Origin of the sequence: Microbispora sp. H10830 (assembly GCF_014161375.1) — a bacterium.
GTDB classification, from domain to species: Bacteria; Actinomycetota; Actinomycetes; order Streptosporangiales; family Streptosporangiaceae; genus Microbispora; species Microbispora catharanthi.
The window spans coordinates 1-16,587 of the sequence record NZ_JABBWX010000014.1 but is presented as its reverse complement, the minus strand read 5'-3'; the positions used below and the strand labels follow the sequence as shown (position 1 = coordinate 16,587).

At 69.9% G+C, this 16,587-nt stretch carries 16 protein-coding genes; 6 read left to right on the top strand and 10 right to left on the bottom strand.

Annotated elements, in window-relative coordinates:
- Nucleotides 1-80: 80 nt before the first annotated feature.
- Nucleotides 81-1,055, bottom strand: coding sequence for a YafY family protein (locus HHX35_RS30810; protein WP_182902185.1), 975 nt, complete (start codon nucleotides 1,053-1,055; stop codon nucleotides 81-83).
- A gap of 134 nt (nucleotides 1,056-1,189) precedes the next feature.
- Here HHX35_RS30810 and HHX35_RS30805 point away from each other — a divergent pair, with 134 nt between their 5' ends.
- Nucleotides 1,190-1,585: a RidA family protein gene (locus tag HHX35_RS30805; protein ID WP_182902184.1), complete on the top strand. Its 396-nt coding sequence runs from the start codon at nucleotides 1,190-1,192 to the stop codon at nucleotides 1,583-1,585.
- Nucleotides 1,586-1,714: 129 nt separating this feature from the next.
- Here the strand turns inward: HHX35_RS30805 and HHX35_RS30800 are convergent, their stop codons facing one another.
- The 3 genes from HHX35_RS30800 to HHX35_RS30790 form a co-directional block, all read right to left on the bottom strand.
- The gene (locus tag HHX35_RS30800) at nucleotides 1,715-2,431 is read right to left on the bottom strand and encodes an NADPH-dependent F420 reductase (RefSeq protein WP_182902183.1); all 717 of its coding nucleotides are present in this window, start codon (nucleotides 2,429-2,431) and stop codon (nucleotides 1,715-1,717) included.
- A 23-nt stretch (nucleotides 2,432-2,454) separates the two neighbouring features.
- Entirely contained in the window at nucleotides 2,455-3,519 is a 1,065-nt protein-coding gene (locus HHX35_RS30795) for an LLM class flavin-dependent oxidoreductase (protein WP_220506101.1), read from the bottom strand.
- 444 nt (nucleotides 3,520-3,963) lie between these two features.
- Nucleotides 3,964-4,386: a helix-turn-helix domain-containing protein gene (locus HHX35_RS30790; RefSeq protein ID WP_310739412.1), complete on the bottom strand. Its 423-nt coding sequence runs from the start codon at nucleotides 4,384-4,386 to the stop codon at nucleotides 3,964-3,966.
- A 146-nt stretch (nucleotides 4,387-4,532) separates the two neighbouring features.
- On the opposite strand from HHX35_RS30790, the gene HHX35_RS30785 reads away from it, so the two are divergent.
- Nucleotides 4,533-5,093, top strand: a complete 561-nt coding sequence (locus HHX35_RS30785; protein ID WP_259405561.1) for a hypothetical protein — start codon at nucleotides 4,533-4,535, stop codon at nucleotides 5,091-5,093.
- Between the two features lie 110 nt (nucleotides 5,094-5,203).
- Here the strand turns inward: HHX35_RS30785 and ligA are convergent, their stop codons facing one another.
- The 5 genes from ligA to HHX35_RS30760 form a co-directional block, all read right to left on the bottom strand.
- Nucleotides 5,204-7,291: an NAD-dependent DNA ligase LigA gene (ligA, locus tag HHX35_RS30780; protein WP_182902181.1), complete on the bottom strand. Its 2,088-nt coding sequence runs from the start codon at nucleotides 7,289-7,291 to the stop codon at nucleotides 5,204-5,206.
- A 533-nt stretch (nucleotides 7,292-7,824) separates the two neighbouring features.
- Entirely contained in the window at nucleotides 7,825-8,046 is a 222-nt protein-coding gene (locus HHX35_RS30775) for a hypothetical protein (RefSeq protein ID WP_182902180.1), read from the bottom strand.
- A gap of 100 nt (nucleotides 8,047-8,146) precedes the next feature.
- Complete coding sequence (locus HHX35_RS30770) at nucleotides 8,147-8,710, bottom strand: hypothetical protein (RefSeq protein WP_182902179.1); 564 nt, start codon at nucleotides 8,708-8,710, stop codon at nucleotides 8,147-8,149.
- 111 nt (nucleotides 8,711-8,821) lie between these two features.
- On the bottom strand, nucleotides 8,822-9,097 hold the full coding sequence (locus tag HHX35_RS30765; protein WP_182902178.1) for a hypothetical protein: 276 nt from the start codon (nucleotides 9,095-9,097) through the stop codon (nucleotides 8,822-8,824).
- 362 nt (nucleotides 9,098-9,459) lie between these two features.
- Nucleotides 9,460-10,758, bottom strand: a complete 1,299-nt coding sequence (locus HHX35_RS30760) for a dicarboxylate/amino acid:cation symporter (RefSeq protein WP_182902177.1) — start codon at nucleotides 10,756-10,758, stop codon at nucleotides 9,460-9,462.
- Nucleotides 10,759-11,293: 535 nt separating this feature from the next.
- Here HHX35_RS30760 and HHX35_RS30755 point away from each other — a divergent pair.
- From HHX35_RS30755 to HHX35_RS30740, 4 genes are all read left to right on the top strand, one after another.
- Entirely contained in the window at nucleotides 11,294-12,181 is an 888-nt protein-coding gene (locus HHX35_RS30755; RefSeq protein WP_182902176.1) for a hypothetical protein, read from the top strand.
- 192 nt (nucleotides 12,182-12,373) lie between these two features.
- The gene (locus HHX35_RS30750; protein WP_182902175.1) at nucleotides 12,374-13,039 is read left to right on the top strand and encodes a GntR family transcriptional regulator; all 666 of its coding nucleotides are present in this window, start codon (nucleotides 12,374-12,376) and stop codon (nucleotides 13,037-13,039) included.
- Between the two features lie 46 nt (nucleotides 13,040-13,085).
- Complete coding sequence (locus tag HHX35_RS30745; RefSeq protein WP_220506100.1) at nucleotides 13,086-14,435, top strand: MFS transporter; 1,350 nt, start codon at nucleotides 13,086-13,088, stop codon at nucleotides 14,433-14,435.
- 222 nt (nucleotides 14,436-14,657) lie between these two features.
- The gene (locus HHX35_RS30740; protein WP_182902174.1) at nucleotides 14,658-15,983 is read left to right on the top strand and encodes a glycoside hydrolase family 6 protein; all 1,326 of its coding nucleotides are present in this window, start codon (nucleotides 14,658-14,660) and stop codon (nucleotides 15,981-15,983) included.
- 361 nt (nucleotides 15,984-16,344) lie between these two features.
- On the opposite strand, the gene HHX35_RS30735 is transcribed toward HHX35_RS30740, so the two are convergent.
- Nucleotides 16,345-16,587, bottom strand: a 243-nt coding sequence (locus tag HHX35_RS30735; protein ID WP_182902173.1) for a hypothetical protein, incomplete at its 5' end; no start/stop codon positions are given.

Here is a 16,587-nt window from a genome sequence, read left to right as displayed (position 1 = left end):
TCCCTTCATCAGAATGCTTAGGTAAGCCTAACCTCGTTCTGAGGAAGCGCGTCGGCGGCGGCCGTAGAAGGCGACAACTCTCAGGATGAGGCTGCGTAGCGGGTGGCGATCGCGGCGGCGCGGTTGCGCAGGGAGTTGCGCAACCACTGCGGGGCCAGGGCTTCCGCGTTCGTGGTGAGCTGCCACAGCGCCCACTCGGCGTGCCTCGGATCTTGGAAGGTCACCTCAAGCCGCAGCCAGCCGTCTGGGTCGGATTCCTCGGCGCGGACGGCCAGCGCGGTGCTCACCAGGTCCTCCCGCCGCGCCGGGTCCACCCGTACCAGCACGGCGACTTGGTCGCCGCCGGTCCGAAACCGCGTGCTGCGTTCCTGCCAGACCCGGCCGAGATCGACCCGGTCCGGTCGCTGGGCGGGTTCGGCGAGTTGCTTGGCGGCCAAGATCCGGGACAGCCGGTAGGTGCGGTCCGCGCCGGACTTCGTGGCCAGCAAGTAGCCCCGGTCGCGTACGGTGACCAGGCCGATCGGGTCCACCGTGCGCCACTCCGGGGTCTGGTCCACAGCCGCGTAGTGGATCTGCAGCCTGTGTCCGGCGAACACGGCGCGCAGGACCTCGGCCACTATGGCGTCGGGGACCTCCTCAGCGACCAGCCGACGCGATAGGAGGTCGGTCTCCGGATCGATGAGCAATCGCTCGGCCGCGCCTGCCGCGGTGTCCCGATAGCTTTCGGGTAGCGCGTCAACCACCTTGAGCATCGCCGATGCGAGCGCCGAGCCGAGGCCGAACGCCTGCGCGCCGCGCCGCGATCCGGCGACCAGCAGGGCAAGGGCCTCGTCGTGGTTCAGTCCGGTGAGCTCGGTCCGGAAACCGGGCAACAACGCGAAACCGCCGTGCCGCCCGCGTTCGGCGTAGACCGGGACGCCGGCTGCGGACAGCGCCTCGATGTCGCGCAGCACGGTACGGGTGGATACCTCCAGCTCGCGGGCCAGCGCGGCCGCGGACAGCCGACCGTGCTGCCGCAGCAGCAGCACCAGCGAGACCAACCGGTCGGCGCGCATACGAGGACTTTACCGAAATACACGACACAGGATGTCGTGATTCGTTGGGAGGCTCATGAACGCGGCCAAAAGATGGCGGCTACCGAGCCGATCGACGTACGTGATGTCGACGAATCGAATGGAGCTGATGTGGCATGGAGCGAACGGCGGTCAACCCGTGGGCGTGGTCGGTGGAGCTGGGGTACAACCAGGGTGAGATCGTCTCCGGGCACACCCGGACTCTGTACTGCGCCGGGCAGACCGCGATGGGCGGCGACGGCAAGCCCCTGCATGCCGGTGACATGGCGGCGCAGTTGGCGCTGAGCCTCGACAACCTGGAGGCCGTGCTCGGCGAGGCCGGCATGTCCCTTGCGAACCTCGTCCGGCTCAACGTCTACACCACCGACGTCGATCGGCTCTTCGAGCACTACGGCGTGCTGGCGTCGCGGTTGGGCGCCGCCGGGGTGGCACCGTCCACCACGATGCTCGGGGTGACACGGCTGGCGATCCCCGACCTGATGGTCGAGCTTGAGGGGACCGCCGTCGCGTGATGGGACCTCGCCGCCTCCGGCAGGGCTGCCGGAGGCGGCACGAGTAGTAGGCAGGTGGGTGATTTCCAGCACCGCCGCGCGGCTGGTCTCGACGGGCAGGTCGGCCTCCTCCGCGCCCACCCGCGCCGATCAGGGCGTCGGATGGGGCGATGACGTCACCCCGCCGCGCGCGCGGAGCACCTCGCCGCCGCGCTGTGACTCTGGGAAACGGTCAAGCAGGGCGCGCAATTCGGCCGCGTCGACGTTCGCGCCGAACGGCTCCGTCCCCGGCTCCATGCGGACGCCCTCGGCGAGCGGGCCGGCGACGACCGGGTCGAAGCCGAGCGCGTCCACGATCGAGGCGACGACCTCGACGTCGTCCGGATCGTCGCCGGCGATGGCGATCGCGCTGCGGCCGGGAGCGCCGGTGGGACGGGCGCTTTCTTCCAGGTCGTGGTAGCCCATGTGGTTGAAGGCCTTGACGACCCGGGCGTGAGGCAGGAACGCCTGGACGATCTCGCTGGAGGACGTACGCGGGTCGGTGAGGTCGTCCCGCACCCCGTCCACCTCCCACCAGTAGTTCATCGCGTCGAGCACCAGCTTGCCCCGCAGCGCCTCGGCGGGGACGCTGCGATGCTTGCCAAGTGGCAGGGCCAGTACCACGACATCCGCCTCGGACGCGGCCTCCACCGCGGTCACCGCGACCGCCCCGGGCGTGACGACCTCGACGATGAGGGAGATCCGTGCGGCCTCCCCGGAGCCCGCTATCAGGACGCGGTAGCCGGCCGCGACGGCGAGGCGGGCCAGGACGGTGCCGACCTTGCCGGCACCGAGGATGCCGACGGTACGAACGTCGCCGGGTTTCATGGTCGCTCCAAGTCGTTGACGGGTCACGCGTGGACCGTGTCCGCTGCGAGCAGCTCGCGTACGCGCGGGGCGACCTCGCGGCCGAGCAGTTCGATCGTGCGAGCGCGGGCGTCGCGAGGAAGGTGCATGATGTCGTACTTGAGATCGAAACGACTCAGGTGGAGATCGCGGGCCATCCTGACGATCTTGCGGGCGACCGTCTCAGGCGATCCGACGAAGAGCGCGCCGTGCTCGACCTCGGCCTCGTACCGCTCCCGATTCGGCGCGTAGAAGCCGCGCTCGGCCGCGAGATCCTCGACGACGGGCTGCCAGTATCGCCACCAGGTCTCGACGGCCTCCTCGTCGGTGTCCGCGACGAGGCCGAGCGAGTGCTGGCCGATCGGCAGTTCGGGACGGCCGAAGCGATCGAGCGCCTTGAGGTACAGTTCGACGTTCCTCGCGAACCGCTGTGGCCGTCCGCCGATAATGGCCATCATGAGGGGCAGGCCGTGACGGGCGGCGCGCACCACGGAGTCGGGGCTGCCGCCCACGCCGATCCAGGTGGGGATGCCTCCCGGCCGCATCCGGGGGTGCAGCCGCTGCCCGGTGAGCGGCGGCCGCACCGTGCCCGACCAGGTCACATGCTCCTCGCGTTCGAGCCGCAGGAAGAGATCGAGCTTCTCTTCGAACAGCCGCTCGTAGTCGGCCAGGTCGTAGCCGAACAGCGGGAACGACTCGGTCGCGGAGGCACGGCCCAGCACGATCCGGGCACGGCCGCCGGACACCGCGTCGAGGGTGGAGAACTCCTGGTACAGCCGGACCGGGTCGTTCGTGCTCAGCACCGTCACGGACGTGCCGAGCCCGATGCGTCGCGTGGCGGTGGCGATCGCGGCGAGGAGCACCGGGGTCGCGGAGTCGTTGTGCCCGTCCCGGTAGTGTTCCCCCAGGCTGAAGACGTCCAGCCCCACCGCCTCGGCCAGCCGGGCCTCCTCCACGAGCAGGCGCACGGTCTCGGCGTCGTCGAGCACGCGCTCGCCGTCGGTCGCCACCTCCCCGAACGAGTTGAGCCCCAGCTCGAAGTGCGGGGGTTGGATCCTGCCGTTGGTCACGGTTCCTCCTACTTGCATCGTGGGTGAGGTATGCGGGGATCGCCGTGCCGGCCGGGGCGCGCGGAACAGCCCCGCCGGGAGGGGTCAGGGACCTGGCGGAGTCGGCTGGTCGGCACGGGTCAGACGGCCTGGGGAGCCGGCTGGTCGGGACTCTTGTCACCTGCCCGGCCGGCGGGTCATCGCTTGGCCGTCGGTCGAGTCAGGGGTGGGTGAAACCAGTGGGCCGTCGGCCATGACGGCGGGTGGGATCCCCGTCCCCTACCTCGCCCGGGCCGGCAGCGGGCGGCCGTTCCGGCACGCCAGACATACCGATCATCTCCCGTACGTGCGCCGGCGGTGGAGCAGGGCTCACCGTCGGCCTCGATAACTACCGAGTACTGAGTACACGCCGGTAACCGGTCACTTCAATTGAACCGTGGTCACATGGGGTGAACCGACCAGGTCTCAGTCGAGATCGTCGGTGTCGAATCCGGCCGCCTTGTCGAAGGCGTGGCGGTTGGCGCGGATCGTGTCCTGGTTGTCGGCCGCCCACCGGGTGAGCGCCAGGACGGGCTCGGACAGGGTGCGTCCGAACGGGGTGACCTCGTACTCGACCCGGGGCGGGATCTCCGGATAGATCACGCGCTTGACGAGCCCGTCACGCTCCAGGCTGCGCAACGTCAGCGTCAGCATGCGGCGGGAGATACCGGGGGCCGTCCGCAGCAACTCGGTGAAGCGCATCGGCCCCTTGTCGAGCAGCCCGATGAGGATCAGGCTCCACTTGTCACCGACCCGGTCCAGCACGGATCGGAGAACATCCGGGTCGTGCTCGAGACAGGCCCTGCCCAACGAACGCAGCATCCTGTCCGCCTCGGCCTGGTGCGACATGGGCTCCCGCCTCCTCCGTCACCTCATGGTGACCAAGTCATGTTCCTGTTAGCGGTTGTCGAAGAGTACATCGGTGACAAAAAGTAACTCCCAGAGGAGCCGCACCATGCCCGCAGGAAGACCCAGGTCATGACGAGGTGGGCCGCATGAGCCCGCGGGAGCCGGTCAGCAGCTTGAAGGTCGTCGAGGCACCTCGGGCAAGTAGGCTGACCGCGATCGCCCGCGACGGTGAAGGACTGCTCATGACCACCGACCCAACGATGACCCGGATCGGCCAGGGGGTGGAGTTGCATCACCACCAAGGTCAGCGTGAAGCCGCTCGCGACTTGTTCGCGCAGATCTGGGACGACATCGGCGGTGAGCAAGGCGACCCGCTGCATGTCTGTGTCCTTGCCCACTCGATGGCCGACGTGCAAGACGACGTGCACCAGGAGCTGATGTGGGATCTGCGAGCGCTTGCCGCCGCCGACCTCGTCACCGATGAGCGGGTCGCCCAAGCTGGGGTGCCACTTTCAGTGGCCGGCTTGTATCCGTCATTGCACCTGAACGTGAGTGAGTGCTATCGCAAGCTGGGTGATTTCGGCCGCGCCCGTGAGCACCTCCAGCAGGCGCGGGCCGAGATCGGCGCGCTTGGCGACGACGAGTATGGACAGCTCATCAGGGGCGGCCTGGAGCGGCTTGCCGAACAGTTGGGCGAGGCCACCTGACCGCACCCCGGCGAATTCTCTGCAGCAGCTGTTGATCTTCTTCGTGACCTCTCGCCTGAGCGTGCTCGTCTCGCCCGTCGGATGTGGCTCCACTCGGGTGACAGGGTCGCCTACGACAGGTGCGCGACCATCTCGGCGAACTCCTCCGGGGAAACGATCCGCACGCCGAGGGATTCGGCCTTCGCCCGCTTCGACCCCGCGTTGTCTCCCGCGACGACCAACGAGGTCTTCGCCGAAACGCTGGAGGACGCCCGGCCTCCGGCCTTTTCGATGAGCTCGTTCATCTGGTTGCGGGACAATGCCGCCAGCTGCCCGCTCATCGCGCCCGTGACCACGACCGTCATCCTGGCCAGTGGCAGAGCAGCCGGCTCGTCGCCGCCCGACGTCGGTGTGGTCGTGCCGCCCTCGTCACCGGCCACCGCCGCCACACCGGGCTCGACCATGTTCACCCCGGCGCGGACGAGCTTGTCGATGAGGTCGCTCAACTCGGCCAGCTCAGCGACAATCACGGGCGCCTTCTCCGGGCCGATGCCGTCCACCTTCTGGAACCCCTCGGCGTCGGCCGCACGGACGGCCTCCATGGTGCCGAAGTGCCGGGCGATGCGGCGGCTCATCGAGCGCCCCGTCCCCCTGACCCCGAGCGCGCAGAACACCCGGCTCAGCGGTCTGGTCTTGGCCCTGTCGATGGCGGTCAGGAGGTTGTCGGTGGACACCTCCCCCATCCGCTCCAGGCCCAGTAGCTGCTCGCGTGTGAGGAAGAACAGATCGCCGAAGTCGGCGATCAACCCCGCGTCCAGCATCTGCTGGACGCGGTTGTCGGCCAGCCCTTCCACGTCCAGTTGGTCGCGGCCGACCGCGTACCGGATCGAGGCGATCGCGCGGCAGTCTCGGCCTCGCACGCACCTCCACCGCTCCTGCGACGTGTCGATCTCACCGCCGCAGGTCGGGCACACCTCCGGGAACACGATGGGCTGCTCGTCGCCGGTGCGCAGGTGCACCACCGGGGACTCCACCCGCGGGATCACGTCGCCGGCCTTATAGACGACGACACTGTCCATCAGCATCAGCCCGCGGCGCTTGATGTCGGAGGGGTTGTGCAGCGTCGCGTACGTCACGACGGAGCCGTCCAGCTCCACCGGCTCCAGAACCGCTCGCGGGGCGATCACACCGGTCCGGCCGGTGTTCCACTCCACCTTGAGCAGCTTCGTGATCTTCTGCACGGCGGGCAGCTTGTACGCGATCGCCCACCGCGGCGCCCGCGAGCTGAACCCGGCCTGCGCCTGATCCGACGCATCGTCCGCCTTGATCACGATGCCGTCGATCCCGAACGGCAGCTCCGGCCGTGCGGCCGCGATCTCCTCGATCCGCTGCTGCACCTGCTCCAAAGTAGTCGCGACGATCCCGGCAACCGGGGTCCCGGCCGTGGTCTGCACACCCTGGCCGGCAACCCAGTCCATCACCTGGCTGTGCGGCAACTCCCGGAGCCGCGTCGCGAGGTCGGACGTGTCACCGGGCAGCGGCAAGGCGCCGTAGCCGAAGAACGTCAGCTCGCACACGTACGGCCGGTCCTGCGCCCTCAGCGTGCCCGCGGCGGCACTGCGCGGGTTCGCGAACGTGGTCCCGTCATGCGCTTGCCGTTTCGCACACGCCTCCTCGAACTGCCGGGCGGTCATCATCACCTCGCCACGCAGCTCCACGGTGACCCAATCGGCCAGCCGCCCGGGGAGACCGACGATCGTGCCGATCGCGTGTGAGACGTCCTCGCCTGCGCTCCCGTCGCCGCGGGTGACCAACTGGACGAGGCGGCCGTCACGGTAGCGGGCGGCGATCGCCAGCCCGTCCAGCTTCGGCTCCACGGACCATGCGGTTACCGGACGGCCGAGGCGGCGTTCCAGCGAGGCGGTCCAGCCGGCCAGCTCCTCAGGCCCGAACACGTTGTCCAAGCTGAGCATGGGCACCGTGTGCGGGACATCACCCACGACTCCGGCGACCTTGCCCGTCGGCGAGGCCTCCAGCACTTGATCGGGGTGGGCCTTCTCGTAGGCCGCGATGCCACGGACGAGCCTGTCGTAGGCGTCATCGTCCAGGGAGGAGGTGCCGTCACCGTAATAGGCCGCGGCCGCGTCGGCCGCCAGCTGGACCGCCTCGGCGTAGGCGGTCTCGTCGGGGATCGCGTCGATTGCGGGCGCTTCAGTCATGCGGCCATCGTGCCGGGTGGGTCCGACAAAGACGTCCGTCGCCTCTGCCCCGCATCCAACGGAGGTGTCGGATGAGCGGGATGTGGCGGTGACCTCGGCGGTGACCTCGGCGGTGCGCCCGCCCGGTCCGGTCGCGACCCGGCGCGGTGCGTCGGCCCGCTCGACCGTCCATGTCGGCCGGGTTCAGTTCGATGCCGGCGGCGACCTCCTGCGGGCTCGGGCACAGGACGCCGGGATCCTGGTTCCACGACCACGACCACGACCACGGCGCGGCCGAGCCGTGGCCGACGACCAGCAGCCGCCCTCCCCGGCGCAGTGCGCGCGGCGGCCTCAAGCCGATCAGGCGCTTCGGGATGAGAGCGAGCGGTGAACTCAGCCGGAGACCCTGCGGCGGAAAGCAGCCCTCAGCGGGGCCGCGACGATCGGGGTGGTGATGAGCAGAGCAGCGCGGAGGGCAGACGGGCAAGGGCAGGGGGCGCGTGCGACGTCAGCAGCTCACGTGGCCTGCGGTCGCACCACCGACCCCCGCTGGTTCAGGCGCTTTCCCTGCGCCGCCAGCGGGCCAGGATGCGCTGGTCCCGCTCGGCCTCGTCTCCCTGCCACAGCTCAGCTTCCCGCTGCGCGTAGGGCAGCCACTGCGGGTATTCCGGGTCGTCCGGGCGGACCTCTCGGGTGCCGTCGACTTTGGTCCCGTCAGGCAGGGTGGTCGCGGCCGGCACGCGGAGGACACCGCCGGGCAGCATTATCACGCTCATCGCCGCGCCTCTCCGATCGAACAGCCGAGACCATGGCCGCTCAGCCAGCATAACCGCAACGTTTGCCCGGTTACCATCACACGCCCCTCTCCGGGGCGCGTCATCGGATGCCGTAGCGACCCGACAGCCAGTGATAGGCGCGTTCGGCCAGCGCCTCGTCCCCTCCGAACAGGCGGATCAGGCGCGTGACCTTCCGGATGAGCGTGCACGCGAAGGCCTCGGCGAACAACTCGCCGGCATCCTCCCGGTAGGGCGGCACCATGCGGTCCCGGCAGCTGTCCTGCAGCCGCAGCCAGAACTCCTCGCGTGACGGGTATCCGTCCATGTGATCGCAGGCATGCCCCAACTCGTGGCCGCACACGCTGACACTCGTCGACGGGGCAGTGCCGATCCCGATACGGCGGGTGTTGGGATCGTAGACTCCCGGGGTCAGATCCCATGAGGCGTCCTGGACGGGCAGTCGCAGGCTTCGTAAGGACGCGAACCCAGGCAGGTCCGGCACCGAGCCGTAGCCCAAACAGATGCCCCCGGTGAGGTGGGCCGCCAAGCGGACCGCAAGGCTGTGAGGCACCGCGGCCAGCGTCATCACGGCGAGGAGCAACTCGGCGTCGGGGAAGGTGTCCGGACTCCAGCCTCGTGTCAGCCGCTCCTCCAGGGGCCCCACGTGCGTCCACCCGGGGCGTCCCCGATTCCGGCCGACCAATCGCGAGCCCTCCGCCTCTTGCCGCAAGATCAGGTGCAACTCTAGTCAGGACTCGGGCGACGGGCATACGGCTCAACAGACGTGGTGAGCCGACCCGGCTTCACACGGACGTGTGCCAGACGCTGTCGCCGTACGCCTGCCCTGCTCGCTCACGCCCTGTGCCGCGACCACCGAATCGAGCGACTCACGGACCGCGTCGATCAGTCTCCGGCTGCGGTCCAGGGCGACCTGCAGGCCGGTCGCGGGGGGCGAGCCGGCGCTCTGATGCAGGACGACGCCGAGGATCAGCCACGTACGGCCGGCGGCTGCGGCCTTGGCCGCCCACATCAGGGCACCGCCGGCCGGCATGGTGGAACCGGTCTTGAGGCGGGGATCGTGACCATGGGCTTGGCGACGATCGAGCGGAACACCGGGTCCTTCATCACCTGCCGGGCCGGCCTCAAATGCGGAGGCCGTGGGACCGCCCTCGGGCATGGTTTGAGGTGTGACCTGAAGGGTGGCCAGTTCGCGGGCGCGGCCCGGGCAAGGCGAGATCCGACCGGGGTCGGAGCCGAGGTGCTGGCGTCGGCCCCACGCCTTACCGCGTCGGCAAAGGTCGGCCCCGGACTGACTGACGGATCGACTGGCAGCGCGGTAGGCGCGCTGGCTGCAGGCCTGCGAGCAGTGAGACGCGGCCGCTCCCGCCGACGTCGGGCGGACGGGACGGGAGCTCAGGTGAGAGCGGGTTCGGGACCCGACGCGGGACCAACCACGGCGGGGGCTTCGTCCAGAGGCTGCGGTGGAGCGTTGAACACCACCTCGTCGAGACGGCCCTCGGAACGGGCGACCAGGACGGGCACCACCATCTGCCCCGTGACGTTGGTCGCGGTACGGATCATGTCGAGGATCGGGTCGATCGCCAGGAGCAGCCCGACGCCCTCCAGGGGCAGGCCCAGCGTGCTCAGCGTCAGGGTGAGCATCACGATCGCACCGGTCAGACCGGCGGTCGCGGCCGAGCCGACCACGGAGACGAACGCGATCAGCAGGTAGTGCCCCACGCCGAGATGGACGCCGAACACCTGGGCCACGAAGATCGCCGCGAGCGCGGGATAGATGGCGGCGCAGCCGTCCATCTTGGTGGTCGCTCCGAAAGGCACCGCGAAGGCGGCGTAGTCGCGGTCCACACCCAGGCGCTCGGTGGTGACCCGCTGGGTGAGCGGCATGGTCCCGACTGAGGAGCGGGAGACGAAGGCCAGCTCGATCGCGGGCCAGGCCTTGCGATAGAAGGTGAGCGGGCTGACCTTGCCGACGAAGGCGAGCAGCAGCGGGTAGCTCACCAGGAGCACCAGCAGGCAGCCGATGTACACGCCCGCGCTGAGCTTTGCGAGCGGGGCGAGCAGGTCCCAGCCGTAGCTGGCCACCGACTTGCCGATCAGACCGGCGGTGCCGATCGGGGCCAGCCTGATGACCCACCACAGAGCCTTCTGAACCAGATCGAGGACGGACCGGCTGAAGCCGAGGAACGGCTCGGCCTTCTCGCCGACCGCCAGGGCGGCGGCGCCGAGGACGACCCCCAGAAAGACGATCTGGAGGACGTTGAGCTCGGTGAAGGCGGTGACGATGTTGGTCGGGATGATGCCGGTCAGGAAGTCCAGCCAGGTTCCCGCGCCCTCCAGGTCGACGGCCTTCGCCCCCGCGGTGGAGATGGTGACGCCCTGGCCGGGATTGAGAATCAGGCCGAGGCCGAGGCCGAAGACCACCGCGATCAGCGAGGTGATCAGGAACCACAGCAGCGTCTTTCCCGCGAGCCTGGCGGCGCCGCTGACGTTGCGCAGGTTGGCCACGCTGACGACGACCGCTGTGAAGACCAGCGGCGCGACCGCGAGTTTGAGGAGCTGGACGAAGATCTTGCCGACTTCGGTGAGGGTGGCGGTGAGCCAGGTGATGTCACCGGCGCGGGCGACGAACCCGAGGGCGGCGCCTATCACCAGACCGAGCAGCAACTGCAGGGAAAAGGAGAGTTTCTTCACGAACGAGACTCCGGCAGAAGGGCATGCTGACGCCGAGGCGGCATGCGAGGTGAGGGGAAAGGAGTGGTGACTGCGCTCAGGGACAGAGGCGACTGTTCAGGCGGCACAGGTCGACGTGCAGTCGCTCCACGAGCCACACGATCACCGGGAAGAACCTCATAACGCGACAAAGCCTCCTCAACCGGCCATAAATTCCGGCTTCCTCTGTGATCCGTATCACGTTCCGCTGCGCGAGAGAAGCCTCAACCGCACCAGAAATCCGACCGGCCAGGCGCGACCGCCCAGGCCCGCGTAGCTCAAAGGGCCCCCGCGCAGCCGTACGGACTGGGCTGCAGGGGTGGCGTTGTCAGCAGCGTGACCGGGATGAGCGATCGGTTGCCCGCCGAGGAGCCGGTCGCGTAGGCGGCCGTCGAGGGTGGCGCACTCCTTGAGCGCGCGACCATCAGCCGAGAAGATCATCGATCCGGCCGGCCGGCCACCGCGGACGTCCGCTACCGTCGGCCGAGTCGATCTACGTCGAGCTGATGGAGTGGCCGTGGAGCGGGCGCCGGACACGCCGGTAAGCCGCGCGGGAGCGCTGCGTGTCGGGATCGTCCTGGCCGCCTCGGGGCCCGTCGTGCTGAGAGCCTTCACGCTCGGCCCGGCGGACATGGACGGCACGATCTGCTGGCGGCTGCCGGCCACCGTGCCGCTCTTCCTGTCCAGGACGACGACGTGGGGACTGCTGTCTCTCGCGGAGCTTCTGCTTCCGGTGATCCTCGCCGGGCTGTTTCTGCTGTCCTCTCGCTGGACCGTGCCCTTGGGCGCCGTCGCGGTGCTGGCCGTCCTCGCGTTCCGGCTGCTGGTGACGCTCCGCGGCGTCTTCGCCGGTCGGCTCAGCGAACAGTGGCCCTGGCCGTCGATCGTCTGCTACGGGGCGGCGTTCCTCATGCTGCTCGCGGTGGCGCCGCCACCCAGACCGCGGGCGGGAAAGGAGGTCGTCGTGTGGACGGCGGCCGCGGGGGCGGCGGCGTGGATGTCGGCCCGGCTCCCTGTCCTGCTGCGAGGAGAGGCCGACAGCCTGTTCGGATGGGTCGCCTCCGGCCAACCCCGTTCGCTGTGGAACTTCCCCGTGCTCTGGTCGTGCAAGGCCGACGTCGACGGCCTGCTGGTCGTCCTCGTCGCCCTGGTGGCGACGGCGAGCACCGTCCTGGCGGACCGGCCGCGGCGCCGTCTCACGCTGGCGACCGCGATGCTTCTCGTCCTCGCGGCATTGGAGGGGTACATCCCGGCCGTGATTCTGATGGATACCGAGAAGCTGAGGCAGGAGTTCCAGTTCGAGGCGATCATGCTGATCCGCTGGCACCTGCTCCTCGCCGCAGCCCTCGTTGTCGCCGCCGCCTTCGCAGTACGGCCGGTTCACCCAGACGCTGTCCCGTCATAGCCGGTCACCATCCGCGCCGAGGCTCTCTGACGGTGGTGCACAGCCGCCCAGAGGGTCCTGGCGCAGCCGTGCGGACCGAGGGTGAGCGGGAGGCTTGCCGACTCCACCGGAGGTCAGGGCGGACACCGCCCTGGACGGCCGTGGCCCCGCCCCATAGATACAACTTGCATCTATGGCTGCTACGCTCCTCGCATGGCCGATCCCGCGAAGCGCCCGTCCGCCGCCCATACCGCGTACGCCGTGACCAAGGAGCTGATCCTTTCCGGCGAGCTGCCGGGTGGGAGCCTCATCAGCGAGGGTGAGATCGCCGAACGGGTACGCGTGAGCAGGACGCCCGTCCGGGAGGCGTTCCTGCGGCTGGAGTCGGAGGAACTGCTGGCGCTCCACCCCAAGCGCGGTGCGGTGGTGGTGCCGGTGCCGCCGGGAGAGGCCGCGGACGTCCTGGAGCTGCGGCTGGCCCTCGAACGGTCCGCGGCGGAGCGCATCGCGCGAACCGGTCTGCGCGGCGATCACCACGAGAAGATGCGGGAACTGCTGCGACGTCAGCGGGCCCTCGCCGAGGCCGCGGACGTCGGCCGGTTCGCCGACGCGGACGAGGCGTTTCACCGGTGCATCGTCGAAGCGTCGGGAAACCGGCTGGCCAGCCGGTTCTACGCCACGCTGGGCGACCGGCAGCGGCGCATGAGCATCTCCGCGCTGCGTCCGCGGCCGGAGCGGCTGTCCCTGCTGGCCGACGAGCACGAGGCCCTCCTCGACCATCTCCTCGGCGGCGACAGCGCGGCCTTCGCCTCGGCCCTGCTCGGTCATCTCACCGCGACGCACGGCTCGCCGTACACCGCCGGCCGCGACGACCGCTGACCCGCGTCTCCGCACGCACGCTCATCCGCGAAGGTCTGACTTTTCCATGCCCGAAACCCAGCGGATGCCGGAACCCCGGCAGGCCGCCCCCTCCCCCGCCACCACACCTGCAATCACATCCTGGCCGGGCTCCTGGCGGACCGTGGCCGCGGCGATGTTCGCCTGCGGCTGGGGCGGCAACCAGTTCACCCCGCTGCTGCTGATGTACCGCCGGTTGGGCGGCTACTCCACGCTCAGCGTCGACGCCTTCCTCGGCGCGTACGTCGTCGGACTCGTGCCGGGGCTCCTGCTCGCCGGGCCCGTATCCGACCGGCGGGGGCGACGTCCCGTGCTGGTGGCCGGCACCGTCGCCTCGGCCGTCGCGAGCCTGGTGCTCTGCTTCGGCGGCCAGAGCGCCTGGCCAATCTACGCGGGACGGCTGATCATCGGTTTCGCGGTCGGCATCGCCATGTCGGTGGGCAGCAGCTGGGTGAAGGAGCTGTCGAGCGGGGCCGGCGGCGGGCTCGCCGCACGCCGCGCCGCACTGTGCCAGACGGCGGGATTCGGCCTCGGCGCGGGTGTCGCGGGCGTGCTGGCCCAGTGGGGACCATGGCCCATGGTGACCCCGTACGCCGTTCACCTCCTCCTCACCGTGGCGATGCCCGTGCTGCTCCTGCGGGTGCCGGAGACGCGGCCGCCGCTCGCGCACGCGACGGTTTCGGTCCGGCAGCTCCTCACGGCACTGGTGAACGACCTGCGTGTCCCCCCGCCGGCCCGCAGGAGGTTCCGGCTCGTGGTCCTGCCGATGGCGCCGTGGGTGTTCGGCGCGGCCGGCCTGGCGTACGCGGTCATGCCCCAGCTGGTCGGCTTCCGCGTCGGGGACTGGGGGCTGGCGTACGCGACCGGGTTGACCGTGCTGACCCTGGGCACGGGCGTGGCCGTGCAGCCCGTGGCCAGATGGCTTCACGGTGACGTGGGAAGCGGCGAGGCGGGAAACGGCCAGGCGGGAAACGGCCAGGCGGGAACCCGTATGGGACGGGCCCCGGTGGCGGCGATGGCCGTGATGCTCCTCGGCGCGGCGCTGTGCGCGGCGAACGCGGTGCTGCTGTCGCCGTGGCTCGCGGCCGTCGCCGCGGCCGCCCTGGGCGCCGGTTACGGCATCGCGGTGGTCTCCGGGCTGCTGGAGATCCAGCGCATGGCCGGCCCCGACGACCTGGCCGGCCTGACCGGCGTCTACTACACGCTCGCCTACGCGGGCTTCCTGCTCCCCACCGTGCTGGCCGGCTTGTCGTCGTGGCTCTCCTATCCCGTCATGCTGGCGGCGGTGGCGGCCGCGGCCCTGGTCTGCCTGGGCCTCGTCGTGACCGGCACCCGCGTCACGGAGCCCGCGGCCGATTCGATGACGACAGCGCGGTGACGACTTCCAAGCGTCCCGCCTGAAGCTTCCGGACGCTGAAGCTTTCAGGCGGCGCGGCGCGCGGCGGCATCGGGCGGTGCGGCGTTCGCCGAGATGAGAGCGGGCGATCTCCCCCGGCTCGCCCGCGCGTACGGCGGGCGGTGCGGTCGCGCGCTGTACGCACCCGACCGGCCGGTGAATCGTGCGTGGTGACGAAGATCTCGCGCGGTGGGGAGGCACGGCATGGCGGTGCGGCTGGGAGCGCGTCTCATGGCGATGGTCGCGGCGATGATCCTCGTGCCGGTCACGGCGGTCCTCACGGGCACCCCCGCCGCCGCGGACACCCGCGTCGACAATCCCTACGTGGCCGCCGAACGCTACGTCGATCCCTGGTGGTCGGCGTCGGCCGCGACCGAGCCCGGCGGCGCGGCGGTGGCCGACCAGCCGACCGGCGTCTGGCTCGACCGCCTCTCCCTCATCGAGGGCACCGCCTCCTCCCCCGGGCTGCGCGCGCATCTGAACGAGGCCGTCCTGCAGGACGCCTTCGGCCCGGCCCCGCTCACGATCCAGATCGTGCTGGACGACCTGCCCGACCGGAACTGCACCCACCTGGTCTCCAACGGAGACTTCAGCGTGACGTCCGACGGCCTGAACCGCTACCGGACCGAGTACGTCGATCCGATCGCCGAGATCCTGGCCGACCCGGCCTACCAGCGGTTGCGCATCGTGGCGATCGTCGAACCCGACTTCCTTCCCGGGCTGCTCCTGCCCGCCGCCACCTCCCGCTGCGCCGCCGTACAGGCGAGCGGCGCCTACCCCGCGGCGGTGCGGTACGCGATGACCCGGCTGCACGCCATCCCCAACGTGTACGTCTACCTCGACGCCTCCGAACACGGCGTCGCCGGCCATCCGGACAACTTCGGCCGGGCCGCCGACCTGCTCGCGAGCATCGCGGGCGCGAGCGGGGGAGCACCGACGCCCGTGCACGGCTTCACGGTGAACGTCGCGGGCTACGGCGCCCTGGTCGAGCCGTACTACAACACCCACATGGGCCTGCCGGTGAAGAGCTCGCGGTGGGTGGCCGGAAACGACTACGTGGACGAGCTGTCGTTCGCCCAGGCGTTCCGGCAGCGCCTCATCGCGGCCGGCTTCGGGTCCGGCATCGGCATGGTGATCGACACCTCGCGCAGCGGCTGGGGCGGCCCGTATCGCCCGGTTCGCGGAAGCACCTCCGGCGACGTGAACCGGTTCGTCGACGAGTCCCGGACGGACCGCCGTTACAGCGTCGGCGACTGGTGCAACCAGGCCGGCGCCGGGCTCGGCGCGCGGCCCACGGCCATCCCCGCCGCAGGTATCGACGCGTACGCGTGGATCAAGCCGCCGGGCGTCTCCGACGGCTCGAGCGTGAACGTCACGAGTCCCGACGGCATCAGGCCCGACCCGATGTGCGATCCCACATACACCCAGGCGACCGTGCCCAGCGGAGCACTGCCGTACGCCCCGCCGGCCGGGGAGTGGTTCGGGGCGCAGTTCCAGCAGCTCCTCGCCAACGCCTACCCGCCGCTGTGAGGCACCGGCTGACACTTCAGTGACACTTTGAGATCATGGGTGGGATCTGCGCTGGTAGTGGCATCGGCGGGCGGTGGCTTGATGGCGGCGTCGCCAGTGTGGCCAGTGCAGGATCTGTTCGGTCCGGCGGTGTCGGATCAGGTGAGGGTGAGGGCGGCCAGTAGGCGGCGTAGCGGCCCCGAGTTCGGTCAGCGGCGCGTCACGGTGAGGCATGAGGGCCTTTCAGGTTGGCGTGTAGATGTCGCAATCCGCACCAACCGAAGGCCCTCACCCCTTTACAAGATCATCCGTACGTGTCGCCCCGTACCTAACCTCTGTGGCCAGTACGAATAGCTGGACGTTTGGTACGTGCGCAGTGGGTTCAGCAGTTGCGGTGCACGATATCCGCCCTGTCGTTGTAGTCGTCCCCGACGTAAGAGATCGCCCCAGGGTTGAAGTTGGTGAAGAGGTACTGCGTCCACCCGCCGCCTGCATCTGCCCAGTATTCGACCGAGTTGGTCGTGCTGTTGTCGGCCGAGGATATGCGGTCTCTCCAGCCATATGGTGCGAGGTCCTGCGTGCCGCAGTCCGAAAGCTTGCCTCGCGGGTAGCCGAAATTGATGTC

What these genes read in the sequence shown, in the direction of transcription:
- HHX35_RS30810 (WP_182902185.1), bottom strand. Translation starts at nt 1,055, where the DNA reads ATGCGCGCCGACCGGTTGGTCTCGCTGGTGCTGCTGCTGCGGCAGCAC.
- HHX35_RS30790 (WP_310739412.1), bottom strand. Translation starts at nt 4,386, where the DNA reads ATGTCGCACCAGGCCGAGGCGGACAGGATGCTGCGTTCGTTGGGCAGG.
- HHX35_RS30740 (WP_182902174.1), top strand. Translation starts at nt 14,658, where the DNA reads ATGGCGGTGCGGCTGGGAGCGCGTCTCATGGCGATGGTCGCGGCGATG.
- HHX35_RS30800 (WP_182902183.1), bottom strand. Translation starts at nt 2,431, where the DNA reads ATGAAACCCGGCGACGTTCGTACCGTCGGCATCCTCGGTGCCGGCAAG.
- HHX35_RS30805 (WP_182902184.1), top strand. Translation starts at nt 1,190, where the DNA reads ATGGAGCGAACGGCGGTCAACCCGTGGGCGTGGTCGGTGGAGCTGGGG.
- HHX35_RS30765 (WP_182902178.1), bottom strand. Translation starts at nt 9,097, where the DNA reads ATGCCGGCCGGCGGTGCCCTGATGTGGGCGGCCAAGGCCGCAGCCGCC.
- HHX35_RS30750 (WP_182902175.1), top strand. Translation starts at nt 12,374, where the DNA reads ATGGCCGATCCCGCGAAGCGCCCGTCCGCCGCCCATACCGCGTACGCC.
- HHX35_RS30745 (WP_220506100.1), top strand. Translation starts at nt 13,086, where the DNA reads ATGCCCGAAACCCAGCGGATGCCGGAACCCCGGCAGGCCGCCCCCTCC.
- HHX35_RS30775 (WP_182902180.1), bottom strand. Translation starts at nt 8,046, where the DNA reads ATGAGCGTGATAATGCTGCCCGGCGGTGTCCTCCGCGTGCCGGCCGCG.
- HHX35_RS30785 (WP_259405561.1), top strand. Translation starts at nt 4,533, where the DNA reads ATGAGCCCGCGGGAGCCGGTCAGCAGCTTGAAGGTCGTCGAGGCACCT.
- ligA (WP_182902181.1), bottom strand. Translation starts at nt 7,291, where the DNA reads ATGACTGAAGCGCCCGCAATCGACGCGATCCCCGACGAGACCGCCTAC.